Origin of the sequence: Mogibacterium kristiansenii (assembly GCF_009695905.1) — a bacterium.
Classification (GTDB): domain Bacteria; phylum Bacillota; class Clostridia; order Peptostreptococcales; family Anaerovoracaceae; genus Mogibacterium_A; species Mogibacterium_A kristiansenii.
This window is the reverse complement of the sequence record NZ_VUNA01000002.1, coordinates 23,093-49,558: the sequence shown is the minus strand read 5'-3', so window position 1 is coordinate 49,558 and position 26,466 is coordinate 23,093. Positions and strand designations below refer to the sequence as shown.

The 26,466-nt window shown below is 49.3% G+C and carries 18 protein-coding genes, 2 tRNA genes and 2 other RNA genes; all 22 read right to left on the bottom strand.

What is annotated here, in order from left to right:
- Positions 1-7: 7 nt before the first annotated feature.
- On the bottom strand, positions 8-2,485 hold the full coding sequence (gene leuS / locus FYJ65_RS01400; RefSeq protein WP_154553565.1) for a leucine--tRNA ligase: 2,478 nt from the start codon (positions 2,483-2,485) through the stop codon (positions 8-10).
- Between the two features lie 5 nt (positions 2,486-2,490).
- Entirely contained in the window at positions 2,491-2,835 is a 345-nt protein-coding gene (gene rsfS / locus FYJ65_RS01395) for a ribosome silencing factor (RefSeq protein WP_154553564.1), read from the bottom strand.
- Entirely contained in the window at positions 2,836-3,393 is a 558-nt protein-coding gene (yqeK, locus tag FYJ65_RS01390; protein WP_206157255.1) for a bis(5'-nucleosyl)-tetraphosphatase (symmetrical) YqeK, read from the bottom strand. It abuts the gene before it with no gap.
- Positions 3,386-4,003: a nicotinate (nicotinamide) nucleotide adenylyltransferase gene (gene nadD / locus FYJ65_RS01385; RefSeq protein WP_154553562.1), complete on the bottom strand. Its 618-nt coding sequence runs from the start codon at positions 4,001-4,003 to the stop codon at positions 3,386-3,388. The genes yqeK and nadD overlap by 8 nt, the downstream gene beginning before the upstream one ends.
- Positions 3,996-5,771: an aspartate--tRNA ligase gene (gene aspS, locus FYJ65_RS01380; protein ID WP_154553561.1), complete on the bottom strand. Its 1,776-nt coding sequence runs from the start codon at positions 5,769-5,771 to the stop codon at positions 3,996-3,998. Before aspS ends, nadD begins: the two co-directional genes overlap by 8 nt.
- Positions 5,771-7,027, bottom strand: a complete 1,257-nt coding sequence (hisS, locus tag FYJ65_RS01375) for a histidine--tRNA ligase (RefSeq protein WP_154553560.1) — start codon at positions 7,025-7,027, stop codon at positions 5,771-5,773. The genes aspS and hisS overlap by 1 nt, the downstream gene beginning before the upstream one ends.
- Positions 7,017-8,411 (bottom strand): coproporphyrinogen dehydrogenase HemZ, encoded by a 1,395-nt coding sequence (hemZ, locus tag FYJ65_RS01370; RefSeq protein WP_206157253.1) that lies wholly within the window; start codon positions 8,409-8,411, stop codon positions 7,017-7,019. Before hemZ ends, hisS begins: the two co-directional genes overlap by 11 nt.
- Entirely contained in the window at positions 8,404-9,021 is a 618-nt protein-coding gene (locus FYJ65_RS01365; protein WP_154553558.1) for an MBL fold metallo-hydrolase, read from the bottom strand. Before FYJ65_RS01365 ends, hemZ begins: the two co-directional genes overlap by 8 nt.
- Positions 9,018-11,162, bottom strand: coding sequence for a RelA/SpoT family protein (locus tag FYJ65_RS01360; RefSeq protein WP_235898157.1), 2,145 nt, complete (start codon positions 11,160-11,162; stop codon positions 9,018-9,020). The genes FYJ65_RS01365 and FYJ65_RS01360 overlap by 4 nt, the downstream gene beginning before the upstream one ends.
- Positions 11,163-11,241: 79 nt before the next feature.
- Entirely contained in the window at positions 11,242-13,488 is a 2,247-nt protein-coding gene (secF, locus tag FYJ65_RS01355; protein WP_154553556.1) for a protein translocase subunit SecF, read from the bottom strand.
- Positions 13,489-13,660: 172 nt separating this feature from the next.
- The gene (gene yajC, locus FYJ65_RS01350; RefSeq protein WP_235898156.1) at positions 13,661-14,077 is read right to left on the bottom strand and encodes a preprotein translocase subunit YajC; all 417 of its coding nucleotides are present in this window, start codon (positions 14,075-14,077) and stop codon (positions 13,661-13,663) included.
- 26 nt (positions 14,078-14,103) lie between these two features.
- Positions 14,104-14,190, bottom strand: a tRNA-Leu gene (locus FYJ65_RS01345).
- Positions 14,191-14,291: 101 nt separating this feature from the next.
- Positions 14,292-14,373, bottom strand: a tRNA-Leu gene (locus tag FYJ65_RS01340).
- 46 nt (positions 14,374-14,419) lie between these two features.
- Positions 14,420-15,022, bottom strand: a complete 603-nt coding sequence (gene coaE, locus FYJ65_RS01335) for a dephospho-CoA kinase (RefSeq protein ID WP_206157251.1) — start codon at positions 15,020-15,022, stop codon at positions 14,420-14,422.
- A 28-nt stretch (positions 15,023-15,050) separates the two neighbouring features.
- Positions 15,051-17,642, bottom strand: coding sequence for a DNA polymerase I (gene polA / locus FYJ65_RS01330; RefSeq protein WP_154553554.1), 2,592 nt, complete (start codon positions 17,640-17,642; stop codon positions 15,051-15,053).
- Positions 17,643-17,668: 26 nt separating this feature from the next.
- Positions 17,669-18,763, bottom strand: coding sequence for a P1 family peptidase (locus tag FYJ65_RS01325; protein WP_154553553.1), 1,095 nt, complete (start codon positions 18,761-18,763; stop codon positions 17,669-17,671).
- Between the two features lie 139 nt (positions 18,764-18,902).
- A non-coding RNA gene (ssrS, locus tag FYJ65_RS01320) (6S RNA) lies at positions 18,903-19,082 on the bottom strand.
- Positions 19,083-19,090: 8 nt separating this feature from the next.
- Positions 19,091-19,810: a YebC/PmpR family DNA-binding transcriptional regulator gene (locus FYJ65_RS01315; RefSeq protein ID WP_154553552.1), complete on the bottom strand. Its 720-nt coding sequence runs from the start codon at positions 19,808-19,810 to the stop codon at positions 19,091-19,093.
- A gap of 98 nt (positions 19,811-19,908) precedes the next feature.
- Positions 19,909-24,231: a 2-hydroxyacyl-CoA dehydratase gene (locus FYJ65_RS01310; RefSeq protein WP_154553551.1), complete on the bottom strand. Its 4,323-nt coding sequence runs from the start codon at positions 24,229-24,231 to the stop codon at positions 19,909-19,911.
- Between the two features lie 63 nt (positions 24,232-24,294).
- Positions 24,295-24,639: RNase P RNA component class A (rnpB, locus tag FYJ65_RS01305), an RNA gene on the bottom strand.
- A 32-nt stretch (positions 24,640-24,671) separates the two neighbouring features.
- The gene (locus FYJ65_RS01300; RefSeq protein WP_154553550.1) at positions 24,672-25,739 is read right to left on the bottom strand and encodes a YkvI family membrane protein; all 1,068 of its coding nucleotides are present in this window, start codon (positions 25,737-25,739) and stop codon (positions 24,672-24,674) included.
- Entirely contained in the window at positions 25,714-26,466 is a 753-nt protein-coding gene (locus FYJ65_RS01295) for a tRNA (adenine(22)-N(1))-methyltransferase (protein WP_154553549.1), read from the bottom strand. The genes FYJ65_RS01300 and FYJ65_RS01295 overlap by 26 nt, the downstream gene beginning before the upstream one ends.

The window sequence follows — 26,466 nt, the reverse complement described above, 5'->3', positions numbered from 1 at the left end:
GGCATTTCTATTTTACTACAAAGTTAATCAGTTTGTTTGGAACCACGATGGTTTTTACAACAGATTTACCTGCAATCGCATCCTGCACGCGTTCGCTTGCCAGTGCTGTTTCTTCAATTGCACTCTTCTCTGCGTTCTTCCCGAAAGCCATCTTGTCCTTCAGTTTTCCGTTTACCTGAACGATAATCTCAACGGTTTCCAGTTCCAGTGCAGCCGGGTCGAATTCCGGCCAATTCTGCTGATATACCCGATCTTCATGACCCAGGTCGTTCCACAGTTCTTCGGTAATATGCGGAACAAACGGGTTCAGAATCAGAATCAGCTTTTCAATGGCATCGTTCATCAGCGGAACGTTCACTTCGCCCTGCTTGTACTTATACAGCGCATTCACCAATTCCATGATGGAACTGATCGCAGTGTTGAAGCTGAATCTTCCGCCGGCATCTTCCGTTACCTTCTTCACGGTAGCATTCAACTGGAAATTCAAAGCCTTATCTTCTGCACTCTGAATAGTGATGGTTTCACTTCCACGGAAATCGCCGCGGATTTCGTTCACATATTCCTGTACCAGACGATATACACGGTTCAGGAAACGGTAGCTTCCCTCCACACCGGCATCGCTCCAGTCCAGTTCTTTTTCCGGCGGTGCTGCAAAGAGGATGAACAGTCTGGCGGTATCCGCACCGTACTTTGCCTGAATTTCTTCCGGGCTGACGATGTTGCCCAGAGATTTACTCATCTTCGCACCGTCTTTGATAACCATGCCCTGAGTCAGCAGATTATCAAACGGTTCTTCCGCATCCACCAAGCCCAAATCATGCATTACCATCTGGAAGAAACGAGCGTACAACAGGTGCAGGATGGCGTGTTCTACGCCGCCGATGTACTGATCCACGTTCATCCAGTAGTCCGCCTTTTTCTTGTCAAAAGGTTTCTCGGAATTGTGGGCATCGCAGTATCTTAAGAAATACCAGGAAGAATCTACAAAGGTATCCATGGTATCGAATTCGCGAACCGCCTTCTTGCCGCAACATGGGCAGGTAGTCTCTCCAAAGGTCTTGGAAGTCTTCAGTGGAGAATCTCCCTTGCCGGTGAATTCCACATCGGTCGGAAGCTTTACCGGAAGATTCTCTTCCTTCTCCGGAACCCATCCGCACTCTTCACAATAAACCATCGGAATCGGGCATCCCCAATAACGCTGGCGGGAAATCAGCCAATCTCTCAGCTTGTAGTTCACCTGAGCTTTGCCCAGTCCGTCCGCTTCCAGATCCTTGGTAATCTCTTCAATCGCTTCCTTGTTGTTCATTCCGGTGTACTTTCCGGAGTTAATCATGGTGCCTTCCGCAACGAAAGCTTCTGTGAGGTTATTGATGTCGATTTCCGGATTCTGGCTGTCCACAACCGGAACGATGTCCAGGTCAAATTTCTTCGCAAACTCGAAGTCGCGCTGGTCATGCGCCGGAACCGCCATGATGGCACCGGTTCCGTAATCCATCATAACGTAATCGGAGATGAAAATTGGAACCTTCTTTCCGTTTACAGGATTGATTCCATAGCATCCGGTGAATACGCCGGTCTTCTCCTTTGTCAGAGAAGTTCTCTCGATTTCGGACTTGTGCTGACATTCTTCTTGATATGCTTTTACTGCATCTTCATACTCCGTACCGTTGGTGAGTTCCGGTACAAATGGATGCTCCGGTGCCAGAACCATATAGGTTACGCCGAACAGCGTGTCCGGACGAGTGGTATAAATCTGAAGCTTCTTGCTGAAGTTCTCAATCTCAAAGGTCACTTCCGCACCGGTGGAACGGCCAATCCAGTTCTTCTGCATCAGCTTTACCTTTTCCGGCCAGCCCGGCATTTTGTCCAAATCCTTCAGCAGGCGATCCGCATAATCGGTAATCTTCAGATACCACTGGGACAGGCGCTTCTTTGTAACCGGCGTGTGGCAACGCTCACAGCAGCCGTCTACGACCTGCTCGTTCGCCAATACGGTCTGACAGCTTGGACACCAGTTCACCGGATTGTCCTTCTTGTATGCCAGTCCCTTGTTGTAAAACTGAATGAAAATCCACTGCATCCACTTGTAATATTCTTCCTTACAGGTAGCAACCTCTCGATCCCAATCGTAGCTGAAGCCCAGGCCCTGCAGCTGACGGTGCATTTCCGCAATGTTGCTGTCCGTCCAAATTGCCGGGTGAATATCATTTTTAATGGCCGCGTTTTCTGCCGGCAGTCCAAAAGAGTCCCATCCCATCGGATGCAGAACATTGTATCCCTTCAGTCTCTTGAAACGTGCAATTACGTCTCCGATGGAGTAGTTCCGCACATGTCCCATGTGCAGCTTGCCGGAAGGATATGGAAACATTTCCAAAACATAATACTTTTCTTTGTCGTAATCCTCTACGGTCTTGAACGCATCTTCTTTTTCCCATACGTCCTGCCACTTCTTTTCAATTTCTGTGAAATTGTACTTTTCCTTCATTGTCCTTAGTCCTCAATTCTTTCGATTTTGCAATCGCCCCAGATTTTATCCAGTGCATAACGCTCCCGCATTTCTGCAGTAAAAATATTTACTATAATGTCACCGTAGTCCACGAGGATCCAGCTGTTTCCGGACTTTCCCTCTAAGCCCTTCTGCTCCAGCCCCAGTTCGTAGGCTTTCTCGTCTACGCTTTCCTGCAGTGCGCCCAGCTGACGTTCCGAGCTTGCAGTGCAATTGATAAAGTAGTCTGCAAAAGAAGATTTCTCTGCAATATCAATCAGCACTACATCCGAAGCTTTGCGCTGGGACAATACTTCTGCCAATTCTTTGGCTACTTTGTAATTATCCATTTATTTCTCCTTGTTTCCAATGATTTGACGTAAATAAGTATATGCTTTCAATGTGTCGGAATCAATTTCTCTGTGCGAAGATTTCAAGTCCCGGATACTGAATTCCAGAACTTCCAGGCATGCGGCATGCAAATCTTTCTCGGCCAAAGCACGAAGTCTTGGAGCATCTTCATAATCCCGTCCCGGTTCAATGGCATCGGCCACGTAAATAATCTCTTCCAGAAGAGACATTTCCGCTTTTCCCGTCGTATGATAGGAAACCGCAGACAGCACTTCTTCATCGGTGACGCCGAATTCATCCCGCAAGAGCGCCACGCCCAATTTGGAATGGGCCAACGGCTGATTATTCCGGTACTTCCATGGGAGCCCGTAGAATCGTACCAACCGGTTGCTCTCCTCCTGTGTCAAGCACTTCGCAATATCGTGCACCAGCGCTGCCAGATGAGCCTTTTCTCGATTTGCTCCGTAGATTTCCGCAAGCCTAGTCGCTGTTTCTACCACTCCCAGTGAATGGGTGTATCGCCGTGGCTTCAGATTGCGCTTTAAATATTCACTCATCAATTCCATCGAGATAGATTCCATTGTTTCTTATATACTCTTCCACTTCCGGAACCACCAGTCCCGAAATATCCTTTCCTTTCCGCACATATTCTCGGATTTCCGTAGAGGAAGCATCGAAGGGGTTTAGATTTAATACGTGAAACCGGCTGTGATATTTCTTCCGAAAATGTTCAATTTTCTCCAGCCCTTCCTCCGTAGAAACATGGGGCCGAACCCCCGTAATCAGCGGAAATTCCCGAAGGAGATCCGGACCCCGATACCACTTTTCGATGGTCAGCACCGAATCGAACCCGATGATAAAAGAAATCTCCGCATCCGGCATCCGTTCCCGAAAATAGCGTAATGTATCATAAGAATAGGAAGGTTCTTGTCGCTCCAATTCGTATTCCGAAATGGAAAATGCCGAATTTAAAGGAAGAATTCGCCGAATCATTTCCGCCCGCATCTCTCCCGGTGTCACATTGCTGTCCTTTTTGAAGGGAGAGATGTAGTTGGGCAGAAAAATCAGTTGATTTAATTCACATTCCCGAACCGCTTCTGTCGCCAGATTAATATGACCTCGATGAATCGGGTCAAAGGTCCCTCCGAATAATGCTGTCTTATTCATTTTCGGAAGCAACGACCTGAATGCCCAATTCTTCCAGTTGTTTCTCGTCAACCAGTCCCGGCGCTTCACTTACCAGACACTCTGCATTCTGGTTCTTCGGGAACGCAATAACTTCACGGATGCTCTTTTCACCCAGCAGCAGCATTACCATTCTGTCCAAACCATATGCCAGGCCGGCATGCGGTGGTGCACCGTATTTGAACGCATCAATCAGGAAGCCGAACTTTTCTCTGCACTCCTCATCACTGAGGCCCAAAACGTGGAACATCTTCGCCTGAAGTTCCTTATCGTGAATACGGACGCTTCCGCCGCCCAGCTCCACGCCGTTCAATACGATGTCATACGCATCGGCCTTGAGATCCAGGATATTTCCGTCCAGCTTATCCAGTTCATCCAGCTTCGGCTGAGTAAACGGATGGTGCATTGCTTTGATGTTTCCTTCATCATCTTCCTCGAACATCGGGAAGTCCACCACCCACAGGAAGTTAAACTGATTATCATCCAACATTCCCATCTGATCGGCAATCTTCCGTCTCAGCCAGCCTAAGGTGTCGAACACGACCTTCTTCCGGTCGCTGACGATAAATGCAACATCCCCGTCTTCCGCACCCAGTCGGTCCATGATTTCGGCCAGCTGCTCTTCGGTAAAGAATTTTTTCACGGAAGAATTGTATTCCCCGTTTTCCTTCTTAATCCATACGAGGCCCTTCGCACCGTAATGCTTTGCCTCCTCGGTCAGCTTGTCAATCTTCTTTCTGGAATACTGAGCTGCACCACCTGGTACGCAGATACCCCGAACATCACCGCCATTTTCCAGTGCACCGGTAAATACGGCAAAGTCGCAATTCTGTACCAAATCGTTCAGAAGAACCAGTTCGATTCCGAAGCGGGTGTCCGGCTTATCGGAACCGTAGCGTTCCATGGCTTCCGTCCAGGTCAGTCTCGGGAACGGAGTCTCGATATCCATTCCCTTCAGGTCCTTCATCAGTTTCTTCAGGAAACCTTCCTGCATCGCGATGACATCTTCCTGATCCACATAGGACATTTCCAAGTCGATCTGAGTAAATTCCGGCTGGCGGTCTGCTCTCAAATCCTCATCACGGAAACACTTTACAATCTGGAAGTACCGATCCGTACCGGCAACCATCAGCAGCTGCTTGAACATCTGCGGAGACTGCGGCAGCGCATAGAATGCACCGTTCTTCACCCGGCTCGGCACCAGATAGTCCCGTGCACCTTCCGGTGTGGACTTAATCAGCATTGGGGTTTCCACCTCAACAAATCCGTTTTCATCGAAATAGTCTCGTGCACATTTGGTGACCTTGTGACGGAACAGCAGATTTCTCTGCATCTTATTCTTTCTCAGATCCAAGTAACGGTATTTGAGACGAAGAGATTCATCTACATTATCATCGTCTCGGATGTAAATCGGCGGAGTCTCTGCACTGGAATAAATTACCATGTCCGTTGCAAACACTTCAATTTCACCGGTTGAAATGTGGTCGTTCTTAGCACTGCGCTCATGAACGATACCCTTGATGCCGACAGAAAACTCACTCCGCAGAGATTTTGCCGCCTCCATCAGCTCTTCCGGAATATCTTCGTTAAAAGTAATCTGGGTAATTCCCGTCTTATCCCGAAGGTCCACAAACACCAGACTTCCCAAGCTTCTCTGCTTGGCCACCCAGCCGTTCAGAATGACTTCTTTTCCCTCATCTGCAAGCCGCAGCTCGCCGCACATATGTGTGCGCTTGTAAATTTCTGACATTATCCTCTCCTGATTTTATCCAAAATTTCTTCCTTAACAATTTTTGTCTGTTCGCCGGTTTCCATATTCTTCAGGGTCAGTTCTCCGCTTTCGATCTCATCGTCCCCGATAACGATGGAATACTTCACACCCACCTTGTTGGAATACTTCATCTGGCCTTTCAAATTTCGCTCCTGGGTATCCACAATCGCACGAACGTGGTTGTGCCGCAGATACTGTACCAGATTCAACGCGTAGTGTTTCGCACGATTGCCGATGAATGCAATCATGATTTCCGGCTGTACCGGTTTGCCGAAATCCGATCCGCACATTTCCATCAACATCAGCAGTCGTTCCTTGCCCAGACCGAATCCTACACCCGGCATAGACGGTCCGCCGATTTCCTCAATCAAATGATCGTATCGGCCGCCGCCGCAGACCGTACCCTGTGCACCAATCTTTGTGGTGACAAATTCAAAAGCGGTCTTGGTGTAATAATCCAATCCCCGAACGATTTTCGGATCCACCTTGAACTGAATGTCCATGGCCTTCAGGTTTTCCTGAAGTTCCTCGAATGCGTCTCGGCAATCATCACAGAGATAATCTACCATCAGCGGCGCATCCTTGACGATTTCCTGATCGTCCTTGGATTTGCAGTCCAGAATACGCATTGGGTTCGTTTCAAAACGAGACTGACAGGTACTGCACAGTTCATCGTAATGCGGCCGCAGGAAATCCTGCAGCGCTTTCCGATACTTTGTACGACATTCCCGGCATCCGACGCTGTTGATGTGCAGCTCGATTTCATCGATGCCCATGCGCTTCAGAAAATCATCCGCCATTGCGATGATTTCCGCATCCGCCATCATGGACGATGCTCCAAAGTTCTCAATGCCGAACTGATGGAACTGACGAAGCCGGCCTGCCTGTGGCTTCTCATATCGGAAGCACGGGGTGTTGTAGCAATACTTGCTCGGCTGCATATCTGCAAAATGTTTGCTTTCAATAAAAGCACGAACCGCCGGAGATGTCCCTTCCGGTTTCAGCGTAATGCTGCGGTGACCGAGATCTTCGAAGGTGTACATTTCCTTCTGGACGATGTCCGTGGTCTCCCCAACGCCTCGGTTGAACAGGTTCGTATCCTCAAAAATCGGTGTACGAAGTTCACCAAAGCCGTATTCGTCACAAATCTTAAAAAAGGCATCTTCAATATAGTGCCACTTGTAGGCATCCTCCGGCATCATGTCCTTCGTACCCTTAGGTGCTTTAATTGCCATCTCTATCCTCCCAGTAATTATTCTTTCGTAAAAGCATTTCATCGAAACGCTCTTTATAAATCGCACTGTTCCCCACATTCGGAATTCGTTCTAAACGGTCCGACTCCGGGTAATATCTCTTGCCAATTGCACCGGCCCCCAGGCCGATGATGGTCTGTTTTTCTTCCATTATTCGCACGTTATACACCGAATGGGCTTCCGGCTTGCAGTACCCCACGTTCTCAAAAGAACCCATCTGATGTTTTTGCCGGTATATATAATACGGTTCAAAACCATGCGCAGTAAGAAATTCTTCCGAAAATTTCAGCATAGTCCGCACATTTTCTGTATCTCTTCGGTAATACTCCGGATCCTGTTCTTTCAGCTTCGATCCTCTTTTTACCGATAGGGTGTGCACCGTAATATTGTTGGCTCCCAGTGACACCAATTCTTCCAAAGTGTTCTTGAAATCGTCCGGAGTCTCTCCCGGCAATCCCGCAATCACATCGGAGTTGATGATTCGAAAACCCATCGCTGCAGCGGTACGGAATGCCTCTCGGATATCCTCCGGGCTGTGCTCCCGTCCAATTTCCCGCAAAGTTTGCGGATTCATGGATTGCGGATTGATACTGATACGATTAACCCCTTTTTCATGAATCTGTTCCAGCTTATCTCGAGTGATGGTGTCCGGTCTCCCCGCTTCGATGGTGAATTCAATACGGGATAAATCCAGCTGAAAAGCCGATTGAATCGCATCTACCAAGCGGCCCAACTGATCCGCTTCCAAAGTGGTCGGAGTCCCGCCGCCGAAGTACACGCTTTCCACCAACTGGCCCATCTTTCGGAATTTTGCCCCGGTATATTCCACTTCCCGCAAAAGAAATTCCAGATACTCTGCAATCTCTTCCGATGTCGCAACACTGCTGGCAAATGAACAGTACGAACATCTCGTCGGGCAAAACGGAATATGGATGTACAAGCTAAGGCTGTCCGTTCCCGGGCGCTCCATATAAGACAGCTGATAATTGAGGATCCTACGCAGGAGTTCGATTTTATCCGGATGAAGCAGGTACTTCTGCGCCATCGTTTCCATGGTCTGTGCGATGTCGCCGCACCGATCGTAAACGGAAAAGGCCAATTTCAGCGGCCGTACCCCGGTAAGTATCCCCCACTCGGGGGTAATTCCGGTTAAATTCGACAGGATGCGGTACAATTCTCTTTTCACACCGTCCAAATCCGCATCTTTTTCGCCATTCAACAGATAACTTTTATCCGTTAATCGTGGCGAAAAGCCTTCGTGAAAGTCCACCGGGATGATTTCGAACTCATCATTTGCCAAAAATTCCCGCGCCAACTCCTCCAGGTGATATTCATTTTTGATTCCGTTTAGATAGAATCTATACAAATGGATTTCCTTTCTTCTCTGCGCCGATAGAGGTGCCCGGTCCGTGTCCCGGCAGCACCTGAATTTCATCCGGCAGTCTCATCAGTTTCTGCAGTGACTTCCGCATCTGTTCAATATTTCCGGAATACAAATCCGTCCGTCCGATGCTTCGGAAAAACAGGGTGTCTCCGGTGAAAATTTTACCGTCACCGCAGATGCAGATTCCGCCTTGCGTATGTCCCGGTGTTTCCATAAAAGTAAATTCTATACTTCCTAAAGTTACCGAATCACCTTCCGAAACATATCGGTCTGCCTCCGTGCTCACCGGCTCCGGCGAAAATTCCATAGATCCGTTATTCTCGGCATCCAGCAGTAGTTCCTTTTCCTTGACCCCGGCAATCAATACCGCATCCGGATAATCCTTGCGAATGGCATTCAGCGCACCCATATGGTCTCCGTGAGCGTGGGTCAATATGATGTACTTCAGTTCGTTCAAGTTCCGAAGCTCCTTTTTCATAGCCGGGGTATAGCATCCCGGATCGATTACCATTCCCTGATTTGTTTCGGAATCCGTGAGAATATAAGTATTTTCTTGAAGCATATTTTCGTTGTATCGTTTTACCGTAATCATGATCTCGTCCTGTATACCTTATCAATCCCCGGGACATTCCTCAGCGCAATCAGCAGTCTTTGAATCTGATGTGTTCCGGTAATGGCCACGGTAATCGTCACGTTAACGTACTCCATATCTGCCGGTTTCATGTTCACCCCTACCAAGCGAACATCCATGTCTTCACACACCTTAGAAATATCGCTGAACATTCCCCGGCGGTCCTTGCAGCAGATATTGATATCCGTGTAATAGGTCTGTCCTTCCTTTGGAGTTTCCCATTCCACCTGAATCAATCGTCCTTTTTCCTGCTCCGGCAGGCTCACGATATTGCTGCAGTCTTTCCGATGCACCGTAATGCCACGGCCCTTTGTGATGAATCCGATAATATCATCTCCCGGAACCGGAGTGCAGCATCTGGCGATACGAATTAACAGGTTATCCGAGCCTTTTACGATAATCCCGGTTCCATCAGAACTGTTTTCCCGATGAACCTGTTTCTTCTTCTTGATTTCTTCTTCTTTGCGGACTTCTTCCTTCTTATTGTCCTCGATGAAATAATCAATCAGCCGCTGTCCCAGTTTTGCCAGCGCACTTCCGCCGTTGGAAATCTGCAGATACAGCTCATTGACATTATTCAATTTCAGGTCCTTTACCGCTTTCAGAAGGTAGGCATTCTTCGCCACCAGATGTGGGTCGTAGCCCTTCTTCTTAATGTAATTCGCGATATTGGTTTTCCCCCGATCTAGGGAATCATTTTTGTTGGCTTTCCGAAGCCAGTTTCGGATTTTGTTCTTGGCCTGAGAGCTCTTAGCGATATTCAGCCAATCCATGCTCGGTCCGGCCGAATTCGCAGATGTGATGATATCCACGATATCCCCGGTCTTCAGTTCATGGTCGATGGTAACCATCTTGCCGTTCACCTTGGCCCCTACGCAACGGATGCCTACATCCGTATGAATCTTAAATGCAAAATCCAGTGGCGTCGACTCTGCCGGCAATTCGATAACGTCTCCCTTTGGGGTGAATACGAACACCTGATTATCAAACAAATCCATCTTCAGAGTTTCCAAGAACTCCATGGAGTCATCGGTTTCCTTCTGCCACTCCAATGCCTGCCTCAGCCAGGCCAGCTTCTGTTCCGACGAGTCTCCGCCGGAACCGCCCTTTCCTTCTTTATATTTCCAATGTGCCGCAATACCGTATTCAGCGATTCGATGCATCTCGTAGGTTCGAATCTGAATCTCGAAGGGATCCCCGTTTTCATCCAACACAGTGGTGTGCAGGGATTGATACATGTTCGGCTTCGGCATTGCAATATAGTCTTTAAACCGTCCCGGAATCGGCGTCCATTTGGTGTGAACCAGTCCCAGCACGGCATAACAGTCTTTCACTGTATTTACGATGACACGAATGGCAATCAAATCAAAGATTTCATCCAGTTGCTTGTGCTGAAGTGTCATCTTCTTGTAGATGCTGTACAGATGCTTCGAACGTCCCATTACATCGTAATGGAAGTTTGCTTTGTCCAGCTCATCGCTGATTTCATCAATCAGCTGATCGACGACTTTCTCTCGCTCTTCCTTCCGTTTGCTTACCTGAACCGACAGCGATTCGTAATCTTCCGGATGAAGATACTTAAATGCTAAATCCTCCAGTTCGAATTTAATGCTGTAGATTCCCAGACGTCCGGCAAGGGGCGCATAAATCTCCAGCGTTTCTGCGGATTTCTCCTTCCGCTTATGAGGCGGCATGAACTCCATCGTTCGCATATTGTGGAGACGGTCCGCCAGTTTAATAATCAGGACGCGAATATCCTTAGACATGGCAAGGAACATTTTTCTGAAATTCTCCGCCTGAAGTTCTTCTTTGGAGTCATACTTGATGTTTCCCAGTTTGGTTACGCCGTCCACCAGCAGAGCAATCTCTTCGTTGAAATCCTCTACCAGCTCTTCTCGAGTGTACTCCGTATCCTCCACCACGTCGTGAAGGAGTCCGGCGACGACCGTTTCATTATCCATGCCAAAACTGGCCAGAATCTTGGAGACCGCAATTGGATGAATGATATACGGTTCTCCACTCTTTCTCATCTGGCCGTTATGAAGTCTGTTGGCGATTTCAAAGGCTTTGATAATCATCGGATCATCATATCTCTCATTCATCGTCTTGAGATCTTCAATATATTGTTCTGTTGTCATACTAAAATCAGTCGTCACCCGTGAACACCCCTTTATTTGAAATTTATTTTACAATTCCGGAATTGTTTGCCTTTGCTTTTTTCTCTTTCTGCAGTTCATACCGGGACATGCTTTCCTTTCTCTTCATCTCGTAAAGCAGCGGGCTGCAGATGAAGATGGAGGAATAGGTTCCGCAAATGACACCGATAATCAGCGGAATCAGGAATTCCCGAATCTCCGAAGATACCATAAAGTACAGCGGCACCATAACAATCAGCGTTGTAATGGACGTCATAATCGAACGGGACAGCGTCTCGTTGATGCTGTCGTTAATCTGCGGAATAAGTTCCTTTCTCTTGTAGAACCGCTTGTTCTCCCGAATACGATCAAAGATTACGATCGTATCGTTAATGGAGTAACCCACAACCGTCAGAATGCCGGCGATGAATGGGTTGTTGATGGTAAATCCGAAAATCGCGTACATGGAAAGAGTCACCAGCACATCGTGCAGCAGACCGCCTACCGCAGCGACTCCATACTTCCAGGTCTTGAACCGGAATCGGATGTATACCAGCATGCACAGTGCTGCGATAATAATGGATTTAATCGCATTTTGTCTCAGCTCTTTACCGACGGTCGGTCCGAATTCCTCGGAAGCCAGTACCGACTTCTTATTCAGGTTATACTTCTTGGACAGCGTGGAAACAACCTGCCCTCTCTGATCCGCATTCAGTGCTTTCTTGGTACGGATCACCACCTGGCTGTGGTTATCCGAAGCGTATACGATGGTCGGATTCAAATCGTATTTTTCGATGGTCTTCGCCACTTCATCGGAATCCACCTTCTGACCCATCTCCAGCTGAATCATCGTACCGCCGGTGAAATCGATTCCGTAATTGAAGCCCTTGAATGCCGCGCATCCCACACCCAGCAGAATAACAATCAAGCTCAGTGCGAAATACTTCTTTCGGTTTTCGATAAAGTGAACGTGTTTGGTCCACTTCATTCTCGGAGTGCCGTCTTCGTGCATTCCGAAGTGTCTCATCTTGCACAGTGCCGGAATGTCTGTCAATGCAGTTACAAACAGCTGTGTGATGAATACTGCGGTGAAGATACTGCAGATTGTACCGATCATCAATGTCAGCGCAAATCCCTTAACCGATGTGGTACCGATCAGATACAGCACGATAGCTGCAATCAGTGTAGTGGTCTGAGAGTCCACTACCGTCGTCAGCGCGGACTTAAATCCGGTATCCACCGCAACACGAATGGATTTTCCCTTTTCGATTTCTTCCCGAATTCGGGTAAAAATAATTACGTTGGAGTCTACCGCCATACCGATGGACAAGATGATACCCGCAATTCCCGGCAAGGTGAGAACCGATCCCAATCCTGCCATAATCCACAGGGTTACCTCTACGTACAGCAGCAGTGCCAGGTCCGCAATGATTCCAAGTGCGCCGTATGCCATCAGCATAATCAGCATAACGATTCCAAGACCGATGGCGCCGGCCACAATACTCTTATGAAGCGCATTTGCACCGATGGTCGCCGTCTCTACAGAGGAACTGATTTCCTTCAGGGTTGCCGGCAGTGCACCGCCTCGGATCAGCGCAGAGGTAGAAGAAGCCTCATCTTCACTGAATCCGCCCGGACGGGTAATTTCACAGCTTCTGGATGCGATCTTTTCGCTTACGCTCGGTGCCGATACCACTTCGTCATCCAGCTTGATGACAATTGCGGTGTTGGAAACCGCTTGACCGTTTTCGTCTTTCATGGTGGACTTCACCGTTCCGGATGCCGCTTTTTCAGTTGCACTTGCGAATGCATCGGACCCCTTGGACGAGAAGTCAATGGTAATCTTATATCCGCCGTTCTTGGAGTCGGTGGTAAAAGAAGAATCGGTAATCTCATTACCGCTCATGACTTCCGTACCGTCTGCCAGGAACAGTTTCAGCTGAGCCGTCTTACCAATCTGATCGATAGCCGCCTGTGCATCTTCCACACCCGGCATCTCTACACGAACTCGATTGTTTCCCTCAATGGAAACGGAGGCTTCGGAAATACCCATGGCGTTGACACGGTTTTCCAGGACGGACTTCGTCTGATCCATCAGTTTAGACAGCTGCGTACCCTTTTCGTTGGTCTCAGCTTCCATCAAAACATAGACACCGCCGTTGATATCCAGTCCGTACTTCATCTTATCCGCAAGTCTCGGAACCGGCCCGATACCCTTAAACGAAACAAATGCCCCCACTGCGATAACCAATACCACGACAATTGATAGAAATTTACGTGTACCTTTTTTCATTTGACCTTAAGTGCCTTTCTAAGAATTTGTAATAATGTACATAGCAATACATTGCATTTTACGTACCATTTTACATCATAGCCATTGGAAATTCAAGTTTTTCACCATTCCAATTTCGTGTATAGCAAAACAAGGATACCATTTGGCATCCTTGTTCTCGTAATCAGAAATCTTATTCCGCATCCTTATTCTCGGATTCATCCTTCTTCGGAGTCAGCTTCTTCGGAGTAACCTTCTTCGTGGTGGAAGTCTTTACATCCCGTTCCTTTGTCTCTTCCGCTGCTTCCTTCTTCTCCTGACGAGCTGCGGTGTTCGGTGTCTTCACGCTGCCGATTGCAGTCTTCAGAAGTTCTACGTTAGTGCTGCCCTTTCCGGCATTCAGATTAATCACAACGGTATCGGAATTGATGGCAACGACCTTTCCGATGAATCCGCCGATGGTGATAATTTCATCACCGCGGGTCAAACCGTCTCTCATTTCCTTCGCCTCTTTATCGCGCTTGCGCTGCGGGCGAATCATCATGAAATAGATAATACCGATAAAGAACACCAGAAGAATCAGGTTCATCATTGTCGCATTTGTTTTCATGTAATTATCCTCCATAAAAAAATAGATGGTGCCGGCGATGGGGGTCGAACCCATACGATATCACTATCACGGGATTTTGAATCCCGCGCGTCTGCCAATTCCGCCACGCCGGCCCAACAAGGAGTATTATATCATACTATGACTAATATTTAAATATTTTATTTTCAAAAAAGTGAATCTTGAGAAAAAAAGTTCCTGACAGAGTCAGGAACTTTGGTGTGGCTGACTGGACTCGAACCAGCACGGTCTCCCACATGCCCCTCAAGCATGCGCGTCTGCCATTCCGCCACAGCCACATGACTCATTTATAATATCATCTTTTACTATTGAATGCAAGTCTTTTTATGAGATTAAATGATTTTTTCGCAAAAGAAAATCCACCCTACTCCGGAGTTCCGCCAGCGTCCCGGAGTTATCGATAAGCTCCGATGCCTTCTCTCGGCGCACTTCGTCGGAAACCTGCTTCTTCAGAATCCGCCGAACCATCTCTTCCGTCAGTCCGTCTCGCGCCATCACCCGCTTCACGCGCACCTCTTCCGAAGCCGTTACCGCCCACACGCCGTCGTATTCCGACCCATCGGATCCGCTTTCGAAAAGCAGGGGAATCGCCACGAAAGTCACCGGAGCGCCCAGTGTTCTCATCCGTTCAATCTCCGCTTTTGTATCTCGTACTATCACTTCCGTCGTTCCCTTTTCCAAGACCTTCATCATCTCCGGATTGTGATATACCACATTGCGTATGGCTTCCCGATCCATGGAACCATCCGGAAGAATGAAGTCCTCTCCAAAATACTTCCGAATGTACGGGATGGCTTTGCCGCCCGGTGCTGTCATGGCATGAGCCATGCAATCCGTGTCGATTACCGGAAACCCCTTTTCTTCCAGATAATCCGTCACTGCTGTTTTTCCCGACCCGATTCCGCCGGTAATTGCAATTGTTCGCATGGCTCGCCTCATTTCGATATAAAAGTCCTTATTTCAAATCAAACCAGGTCTTCCCGGAATGCATGTCGCAGTCCAGCGGAACGGACAGTTCCACCGCATTTTCCATATTTCTCCGAAGGAGTTCTTCCACCTGCTCCAACTCCTCCGGCACCGCTTCCACAATCAGTTCATCGTGAATCTGCAGGACCAGCTTGGATTTCATCTCCCGCTCTCTCAGCTCGGCATCCACCTTGTTCATGGCCACCTTGATGATATCCGCTGCACTTCCCTGAATCGGACTGTTCATCGCCAGCCGCGCCGCCAGCTGCTGATCCATGTACCGGCGAGACTTGAATTCCGGGATCTGACGGATTCTGCCCATAATCGTTTTTACCTCGAAGTTTTCCTTTCCGATTTCCACCTGACGGTCCAGATAGTCCTTTACCGCCTGATGCTTTTCGAAATAGTCATCGATGTAGCGCTGGGCATCCTTCCGGGTAATTCCCAGATTCTCGCTCAGCCCGAATCCGCTCATGCCGTAGATGACGCCGAAGTTCACCGCTTTTGCCCTGGAACGATCCAGCGGGGTCACGTCCTCCATCGGGATATCGAATACCCGGGATGCGGTAAGCCGGTGAATATCCTCTCCGGTACGGAACGCCTCCAGCAACACCGGATCCCCGGAAAGCGCCGCCATCAGGCGAAGTTCAATCTGGGAATAATCCGAACCCACGAACACGTTCTCCGGTTCCGACACCATAAAGGCCTTTCGGATATTTCGTCCGTTCTCATCGCGAATCGGAATATTTTGAAGGTTCGGTTCCGTGCAGCTGAGCCTTCCGGTGGCCGCCACCGTCTGATTAAAATGAGGATGAATCCGTCCATCGCTTCCGATTAAGCCCAGCAGCCCGTCCACATAGGTACTCTTCAGCTTCGATGCTTTTCGGAACATCAGCACCTTGGACACCACCGGATAATCTTCCTCCAACTTCTCCAGCACATCCGCCGCCGTGGAATACTTGTTCTTTCCCTTGGTTTTCTTCGGATACGGAATACCCATCGTCTCGAACAGAACCTCACCCAACTGCTTTGGCGAATTGATATTGAAAGTGGTTCCCGCCTCTTCGAACACTTCCGCTTCCAGCTTTGCAATCTGGGTGTCCAGCTCCTCCCCGGCAGACTTCAGCATCTCCGGATTGATTTTCATTCCCTGAGACTCCATGCCTGCAATGGTGCGGATCAGCGGCATTTCACAATCTCGGAACAGGGACAGCATCCCCTTCTCTTCCAGTGCCGGAAGCTGCTTCCGATAAATGCAATCTAAAGCCATCAGCCGCTTCTGGGCATCCTCCCCGTCCAGCGTCTCGTTCGCATAGTGTAAAAACATATTGGTGAGGTTATACTTGCTCCGATTCGGATCCAAAAGGTACTCGGCCACTTCCACATCATGATGCAGCGTAAAACGGTCCATTCCGTACTGAAGCAAGGTATAGGCCATCGGTTTCAAACCAAGCCCCACCAGTTCCGGTTCCTTGTCCAAAAGGCTGCCCATGCGGATTTCAAAATCCAGAGGCGTCACTGTACATTCCGCATAGTGCATCTGCTCCGGATTGTACAGGCGAACACCTTTCACCTCCGGAAGCTGTTTATGATTATCGTCCGTATCCATCTCGATAATCAGCGTCCGGTTATTCTTCAAAGAATCCAACAAATCCTCATAGGAAACTTCCTTCACACCTTCCAGAAGGTCTTTCTCCGGTTCGACCGTAACCTCATCCGGCGTTTGTCTTTCCAGATTCTGAAGGAATTTTTTGAACTCCAATTTCTTGTACAGCGCAATCAGCCGATCGTAATCCGGTTCTCCGTACGCCAGCTCCGGCCAAGAAACCGGAAGCTCCACATCCCGCTTGATGGTCGCCAGCCATTTGGAAAGTTCGGCTTCCTCCAAGTTCGCCCGAACGTTTTCGCCCAGCTTTCCCTTGATTTCATCCGCATGCGCCACCACGCCTTCCACGGAGCCGTACTCCTTCAGCAAGGTGATTCCCTTCTTTTCTCCCACGCCGGGAATCCCCGGGATATTATCGGATTTATCCCCCATCAGGCCCTTTAAATCAATAAACTCCTGTGGGGTCAGTCCGTACCGTTCCTGCATTTTTTCGAGATCGTACAGGTCAAAATCCGTCATCCCCTTTCGATTCAGAACGACGTAGGTGTTCTCGCCCACCAGCTGGAGCGCATCCTTATCGCCGGTGATAATCAGGGATTCCAGACCTGCATCCGCCGCCTTTGCGGTCATGGTGCCGATCAAATCATCTGCCTCAAAGCCTTCTTTTTCCAGAACCGTAATGTTCATCGCTTGAAGAACTTCCTGCATCAGCGGAATCTGGGACAAAAGTTCCATCGGCGTCTTCAGCCGGCCCGCCTTGTATTCCGGATACGCCGTATGCCGGAACGTCGGCGCCTTCATATCAAAAGCCACCGCAATGTAATCCGGATGGTAGTCCTCCAGGATTTTATTCAGCATATTGATAAAAGCAAAAACACCCTGCGTGTAGATTCCGTCCCGCGTCACCATTTCCCGCATGGCGAAAAAAGCACGGAAAAGCAGGCTGTTTCCGTCAATTATGACAAATCGTTTCATGAAAAATGTCTCCTCTTGAATCTCAGTTATTTCCGGAGAAATTCCCGCGCCGCCGGAAGTCCGTACGCACTCTCCGCAGAAATAGCTCCGTCGATTACGCTGTACTGAACGATATCCGTTGCCAAAGCTGCAAATGCATCGAAATTCACGTCCTTTTCTCCAGTCGCCATCACAAAAATCGTATCTCCGTCCATGATGCTGTGCACCGGCTTAATCGCCCGGGCATACCCATCGTGGAGAATAGATGCCAGCTTGTTGCACTGGGCCTTGGTCAGCTTGGCATTTGTAACCAGGCAGGAAATTGTGGTATTAAAAGTAATATCATATCCCATGTCTTTCGATTGTTCGTTTACAGCCGGAGTTTCTTCCGTCGTTTCCGGTTCCTCTAACTCTTCCTCTTCTCTGCGCTTATTGAAGAAAGGCTCCATCTTGCTCTTCATATTATAGCTGGATTCCGCCGCAACGCAATTCTTCAGCGGACGGATTGTTCCGTCAATGCGCTTTCCGTCGGCACTGAGCAGGCCGGCAATCACTTGATTCCTTCCATCGTATACATCGGCAAACGCATTGACCGCCGTAATGGCACCCACCTCAATCTCGCCGTCGGAGCAAGCAAACGTTCCCAGGCCGGTCTTCATTGCTCGATTCATGCCATAGAATTTACCGACGGACGCACCGGTGCCGGCACCGTAATTTCCGTGATGAAACTCTCCGCCGCAGAAAGCGTTGTGCACCGCCTTCACGCCCATAGTGCGATCCGGGCGAACATCGGACTGTCCCACATTCAAATCAAAAAGTGATGCCTGGCAAACGATCGGAACAATGCAATTACAGACCCGATGTCCGATTTTCATATTCTCCAGTTCTCGCATGACGCCGGAACCCGCTTCCAATCCGTATGCGCTGCCGCCGCTGATTACCACAGCGTGAATCTTATCAATTGTATTCTCCGAGCGAAGCAAGTCCGTTTCCCGCGTAGCCGGTCCGCCGCCCCGCACATCCACTCCGGCAGTCGCGCCTTTTTCCGCAACAATCACCGTGCAGCCGGTGGCCGCATCTGTGTTCTCCGCATTTCCCAGTTTAAACCCCTTGATGTCGGTTATGTCTACTCGTCCAAACATAAATCGCTCCTTTAATTCTGTCGACAGCATCCAGTTATTTTATTATATCGGAAAAACAGAACACTCTCCACAAAAAACTAAAAATTTCTCTCCGCGTATAAAAAAACCTATCTCGCAAAAGGAGATAGGTTTAATTTCAAAGTCTCCCAGCACACCGTCAGCACTGAAATTGACGCCCTATCGTTTACGATAAGGTGGGTACTTCCTGTCATGACTTCAGACATCCTCCACCGAGGCTCGTCCTCCGCTTCTGAACCCGGAATCCCGAATGAGAAGTGTAGGTTCAATTTACACGAACCAACGCATGCTCCAGGAGATTGTAATTGATTACTCTTCGTCTAATTCGCAGTTATAGTGAACCTTCTGAACGTCGTCATTGTCCTCCAAAGAGTTAATCAGCTTGTTCAGCGGCTTCATTACCGAAGGGTCTACCGTTGCTTCCATCGACGGAATATATTCCAGGTCGGAATCCGCAACCTCGTATCCTGCCTTCTGAATGCCTTCCAGAACTGCGTGGAAGTCCGTCGGTTCGGTACGAATCTCAAAATTGTCTTCATTCACAATCATATCTTCCGCACCGGCATCCAAAGCATCCATCATTACCGCATCTTCGTCCATGCCATCCTGCTTCTCGATGTAAATCACGCCTTTCCGTGCGAACATATAAGATACGCAACCCGGTGTTCCCAGGTTTCCGCCGTTCTTATCGAATACGGAACGAACAAATGCAGCGGTACGATTCTTGTTATCGGTCAGAGCCTCTACGATAATTGCGACACCGGATGGACCGTAACCTTCGAAAGTCAGTTCCTCATAGGACTCCCCTTCCAGCTCGCCGGTACCCTTCTTAATGGCCCGGTTGATATTATCATTCGGCATGCCAATTGCCTTTGCCTTATCAATCGCAACTCGGAGAGAGGAGTTAAAATCCGGATCTCCACCTTCCTTCGCTGCTACGATAATCTGTCTAGTATATTTTGTGAACATTGCCGCTCTGCGAGCGTCCTGTGCCGACTTTCTGCCGGCGATTGTACCATGTCTACCCAATGGTGGACCTCCTATCTTCCTTTATTTCAGTTGCTATTATACACCACTCTCGCTTCGAATACAACACAAGAGACTTCTCTGACAGAATAAAAACAAAATTAATTGTCTTCTTCCTCTTCCGCCATGTTCTTGAACGCCGTCGCCATCATCATCTTGATTCGATTCAACTGGTTCACGTTGCTGGCGCCCGGATCGTAGTCAATGGCCACGATATTCGCCTTTTCATCGTAGCTTCGAAGTGCTTTAATCATGCCCTTTCCCGCAACGTGGTTCGGCAAGCAGGCAAACGGCTGCAGGCAGAGGATGTTCTTTACCCCGGAGTCGATCAAATCCACCATTTCACCGGTGAGAAGCCATCCTTCACCGCACTGATTGCCCACGGACAGAATTTCTTCTGCGTTCTTTGCCGTTTCTTCTATGTAGGCATCTGCTCTGAATCGCTTGCTGTTCCGGCAAGCCTTTCGAACGTTGTCCCGATAGAACTCAATGGCCTTCAGCAATATTTTATTCACAATCATTTCCTTGCGGCTTCCGGAGAGATGTTTGTGATTGAACATCTTGTTCACGAAACCGTATTCGAAGAAATCGATAAAACTCGGGACAACCGCTTCGCCGCCTTCGGATTCAATCAGATCCACCAGGTTGTTGTTGGCATTCGGATGATATTTAACCAGAATCTCTCCGACGATGCCCACCCGAGGTTTTTTCAAATCTTCGTGAATTGGCAGCTCATCGAATTCCTTTACTATCTGTGCGATATTGCGTTTGAATTCGCTCAGTTTCATATTCTCCGTGTTTGCAATGATCCGATCGAACCAGGATGCCATCAGCGCTTCCGCACTTCCCGGCACTTTTTCGTACGGGCGAGTGCGGTACAGGCATTTCATCATCAAATCTCCGTAAGAAACGGCATATACCAGCATGATGCCCATCTTTGGAGTAATCTTGAATCCCGGATTCTTCTCCAGTCCCACCATATTAAAGGAAATGACCGGAACTTGTTCCATTCCCAGATCCTTCAAAGCTTTCCGAAGGAGTGCTACGTAGTTGCTGGCACGGCATCCGCCTCCGGTCTGGGACATGAATACGCCTACCTTATCCAGATCGTACTCTCCGGATTTCAGCGCAGAAATAATCTGCCCCAATGTCACGATGGTCGGATAGCACGCATCATTGTTGATGTACCGAAGTCCTTCTTCCTCCGCGTTCTGGGTAACCCGCGGCAAGAGCACCGCATTGTATCCGGACCGCTTCAGAATTGCCTCGAAGTATTGGAAGTGAATCGGCGACATCTGCGGAACCAAGAGCGTATACCCTTCATCCTTCATCTCTTTCGTAAAGAGTTTCCGCTGATACGGCAAAGCCACCTTACGGGTGTGTACGCCGGTTTTCTTTCTCTCTTCTAACGCCGCTTTCAGAGAGCGGATTCGAATCTTCGCGGAACCCAGGTTGGATCCTTCATCGATTTTCAAAACCGTGTACAGCTTGTTGTTCTGCCCCAGCAGTTCATCCACCTCATCGGTGGTTACCGCATCCAGACCGCATCCGAAAGAGTTCAGCTGCACCACATCCAGATTGTCTCGCTGTCCGGCAAAGACCGCCGCCTTGTACAGGCGGGAGTGGTACACCCACTGGTCCAGTATCCGAATCGGTCTCGGAAATTCTGCCATGCCGCTGACGGAATCCTCGGTCAGCACCACCATACCCTGCTGATTGATGACATTATCGATTCCGTGATTGACCTCCGGATCCAGATGATACGGTCTTCCTGTCAGTACGATGCCGTGGAGCTTGTGCTCCTCCATATATTTCAATGCCTTTCGGCCTTCTAGTTGAACATTTTTCTTGAATTCCCGGTATGCTTCCCGGCCGGCATGCATCGCCTGAGAAATCTCTCTTCTAGAGAAGTTCATGGCAAAGAGCTTATAGATCCTGGTGTCATCCAGCTTATAGTGCTTCGCCACGTTTTCCATGCCCTTCCGGTCAATATCCCGTTTCCCGGAGAAAAATTTGGTCATCTCCGTTACGAAGCGCCGATCGTTATCGTACGGAACAAACGGATGATAGAATTCCACCCCGTTTTCACAGAAGTACTCTGCCATGTTTTTGTCGATAACCTCCGGATAGGTGGCCACAATCGGGCAGTTGTAATGGTTCGGAGCAGTGAAATCTTCTTTTACCTCGTAATTGATGCACGGATAGAAAATCCGTTTGATGTCGTTTTCTACTAGCCATTTAATATGTCCGTGCACCAGCTTCGCCGGGTAGCACGCCGTATCCGAGGAGATGGTGTCCATTCCCTTCTCGTACATTTCCTTGTTGCTCGGCGGGCTCAGAATTACCCGGAATCCCAGCTCGGTAAAGAACGCATGCCAGAACGGATAGTCTTCATACATGTTCAGCACACGCGGAATTCCGATCACGCCCTTTGGCGCCCGATCCGGTTCCACTGCCGGACGGTCGAAGAGCAACTCCAGCTTCGTCTTGTACAGGTTCGGAATATCGTTTTTGGCACTCGCCAATCCCGCACCCCGCTCACAGCGGTTACCGGTAATATATCGGCTGCCGTCGGAAAAACGAGAAATCGTGAGAATGCAGTTGTTGCCACAGCCCCCGCATCGGCCGTTGCTTGTTTTTACCTCAAAAGAATCGATTTGATCCGGCGTCAGAACCGTGGAGTGTTCACCCTCCGTGTAGTTGTCGCACGCGACGATTGCCGCACCGAAGGCACCCATCAGTCCCGCGATATCCGACCGAACCACGTTCTTTCCCAGAATCAGCTCAATGCTTCGAAGCACCGCCTCATTCATAAAGGTGCCGCCCTGCACTACCACTTTGTCGCCGGTCTCCTTTGGGTTCCGAAGTTTAATAACCTTGTACAGCGCGTTTTTGATGACGGAGAGGGACAGGCCGGCGGAAATATCCGCAATGGTGGCTCCCTCTTTCTGGGCCTGCTTTACCTTGGAGTTCATAAAAACAGTACAGCGCGTACCCAGGTCTACCGGGTTTTCCGCCTTTAGTGCACGGTGGGCAAATTCCGGTACCTGAAGGTCCACGGACTTGGCATAGGTCTCGATAAACGAGCCACAGCCGGCGGAGCATGCTTCGTTCAGCATGATATTGCTGATGGCCCCGTCCTTGATTTTCATGCACTTCATGTCCTGGCCGCCGATATCCAGAATAAACGTAACGCCCGGCAGGAACTGTTCCGCTCCTTTGTAGTGCGCCATGGTCTCGATTTCACCGGCATCAATTTTATATGCCGCCCGAATCAGGCCTTCTCCGTATCCGGTAACTACCGCCCGACCGATATATGCTTTTTCCGGGAGCGCCCGGTACATTTCCAGCAAAATATTCCGAACCACTGCCAGCGGGTCTCCCTCATTATTCTGGTAGTGTTCGAAAATCAATTCCTTGTCCCGATTGATGACCGCCGCCTTGGTAGTTGTAGAACCGGCATCGATACCCAGGAACACCGGACCCTCTGCCGCCTGAATATCACCTCTTTTTACCTTGGCTTTTGCATGGCGTGCCTGAAACTCCCGGTACTCCTCTTCATTCCGGAAAAGAGGTTCCAGTCGCTTTGTTCCGTCCATCTGCGTGGCATCCGCATGCTCAATCTTGTAAATCAAATCGGATAAGGTGACCCGATCCTTCTCCTTCGCCAGCAAGGCCGCGCCGATGGCCACGAAGTAATTGGCGTTTTCCGGAAAAATCACCTCGTCTTCCGTGAGATTCAGTGTTTCCACGAAGCGCTTCCGCAGCTCCGAAAGGAACTGCAGCGGGCCGCCCAAGAACGCCACGTTGCCCTTAATCGGATGACCGCAGGCCAAGCCGCTAATCATCTGATTCACCACCGCCTGGAAGATGGACGCCGCAATATCTGCGTTTTTGGCGCCATCGTTAATCAGCGGCTGAATGTCCGTCTTGGCGAAGACACCGCAGCGGGAAGCAATCGGATAGATGGTTTTGTAATCCTTCGCCGCCTCGTTCAATCCCGATGCATCCGTGTTCAGAAGCACCGCCATTTGGTCAATAAAAGCACCCGTGCCGCCGGCACAGGTTCCGTTCATTCTCTGCTCTACGGTAGATCCGTAGAATGTAATCTTTGCATCTTCGCCGCCCAATTCGATGGCCACATCCGTCTCCGGAATCAGGGTCTGCACCGCTTCACTGCAGGCGATTACTTCCTGTTCAAAGCGAATACCGAACAGCTTTGCCAGCGAGAATCCGCCGGAACCGGTAATCACCGCCTCCACTTCCATATCGCCCTTTTCACCCAGAAGCTGCTGCAGCAATTCCCCCACTTTCTCGAACACGTTGGACATGTGCCGTTCGTATCGAGAATACATAATCTTGTTGTTCTCATCGAGAATCAACAGTTTTACCGTCGTTGAACCTACATCAATTCCTAGTCTCATACTTAAAAATAAGAACGATGCATTTCTGCATCGTGCCCCTCCTCCTATCTTACAGAAAAAACATACATGGGCAAACCGTAAGCCGGGTTCTGTATTAGACGATCATCCATCTTGTACTGCAATTGCTTGCAGCATCCAGCGACTTACCTTAGGGCGGCAGCGGGCAACTGCACTCTACGACCCGTTCTTAGTCTTGCTCCGGATGGGGTTTACACGGCCGTCCTGTCTCCAGAACGCCGGTGAGCTCTTACCTCACCATTTCAACCTTACCACGGCATTACCCGTTTCGGCGGAATGTTTCTGTTGCACTTTCCCTATAGTTACCTACGCCGGACGTTATCCGGCATCCTTGCCCTGCGGAGCCCGGACTTTCCTCACACCGAAGTGCGCGATCGTCAGGTTTACCCATGCATCATTTTATTTTTACATTTTTTCTGCTTTTAAATATGAAGTTTCTGTGAAGATTTGCTTTTTTCTTTAAAAAAGTTCATAACAATCATTCCAATGAAAATGATACCGATGTATCCCTGCGGCGGATACAGGTACGCCACCAACGTTTTAAATCCGGACAATCCGATGCCGAATCCCGCAAAAGCGGCCGCCACCATAATCGGTTTCTTGAATCGATTGCGGGGAAGCTTTGTGCTGAAGCCGTAGAAGGTTCCCGCCGCGGTGGAATAGATGGACCCGTAGAGAATCAGGGCATACACAACATTCAGCACCTTGGAAATCCGCAGCGAATATCCCAGCATGGGAAGATCCAGTGTGGCGGAAAAGGCCATATCCTTTCGAAGGGCCACCAACAGCAAGATCGTCATCAGTCCCGGCAGAAAGGAGCCCAAGAAAGCCCCACGATAAGCGGTTTTGGAATCCTTTGCCTGAAGCGCACAGCCTCCCGCCATGGTAATAAATCCCAAGCTGTTGTACGCCGCAAAAACAATTCCGGAAATCCACCAATACGGTGCCATCTCACTGGCCGGAAATCCGGACACTGCGCCGCTCTGATGAAATTTTCCCGATACAATGATCATTATAATCGTTACGATGCCGATGACGAACACTCCGGGCACCAGAAACCCGAAAGCTCGAGTCAGCCGCTCAAAATCGCCGAACACCGTCAGCAACACCAGCACTACCAATAGAATTCCGCCGATTCGCCGGTCGATTCCCAGCTCCTGATGCAGGAGCGCCCCCCCTGCCGCGCTCATGGATATGATTAACGTATAATAGATTCCCGCAAGAATGTATCCGATGGCCGATTCCAACGCATAATTATCAAAAGGCGAAATCAGCTTTCCCAGGTCCATGGTATTTTTGCTTCGCGCAATGTAGGTGAGCATCAGAGCCAGTACCACGAAAACCACCGTGGTAAAAACAGCACCGAAATATCCCTTTCTCCCGAACACTCCAAAAAACTGCCAGCACTCCCGCCCGGAGGCAAATCCTGCGCCCAGAATCGCCCCCAGATACATCATTGCGATATTAATTGCACTGAGTTTTCTCTCCATAATGTTCCTCGTGATATTTCTTGTTTCTTTTTTCTAATTCCAATATGTAGTCCCGCTGTTCCAGCAGTTTCCGGATTCGCTCCTGCGGAACATCCTTGCTCTTCCGCAGGCTCTCCACCTGCTCCAAAAGCCGCCCCGACAGCCAGCCGATGCGCTGCCCCAGCAGTTCCGGATTACAGGAAATCATACTCTCCGGATACTTCCATCGAATGTCCTGCGCATCGTACGGCGGCGTTCTCTTCTCCTCGGTTGTTTTTACCGCTACGATAACCTCACATACGAATTTCCCCTCCGGCGCCAGAATCTCCCGCCGGATATCATAGCCCTGCTGATACAAATAGTATCGCAATTCGCCGCTGTTGTTTCGGGGTTGTAAAATCAGTTTGCGATAAGTCGCCGTTTTCTCCGGATCATCCGCCAAAATTTGACGGATGGTTCGTCCGCCCAGGCCGCCGATAATCAACGCATCCACTTCTCCGGGCTCGATGGAGGAAAGACCGTCCCCGATACGGAAGCAGGTCTCCGGAATCTCAATTCCCATCTGACGAAAATTCTCCTCTGCCTTTGCCAGGGAGCCGGTGCTGATATCGCTCAAAATCACCTTTTCCGAGATGCCGTTTTGAAGCAAAAGAATCGGGACGTAACCGTGGTCCGTCCCGATATCTGCCACCGACTCTCCCGGATTCACTGCCTCATACAGTGCCTCAAGTCTTTTACTGATTCGCAT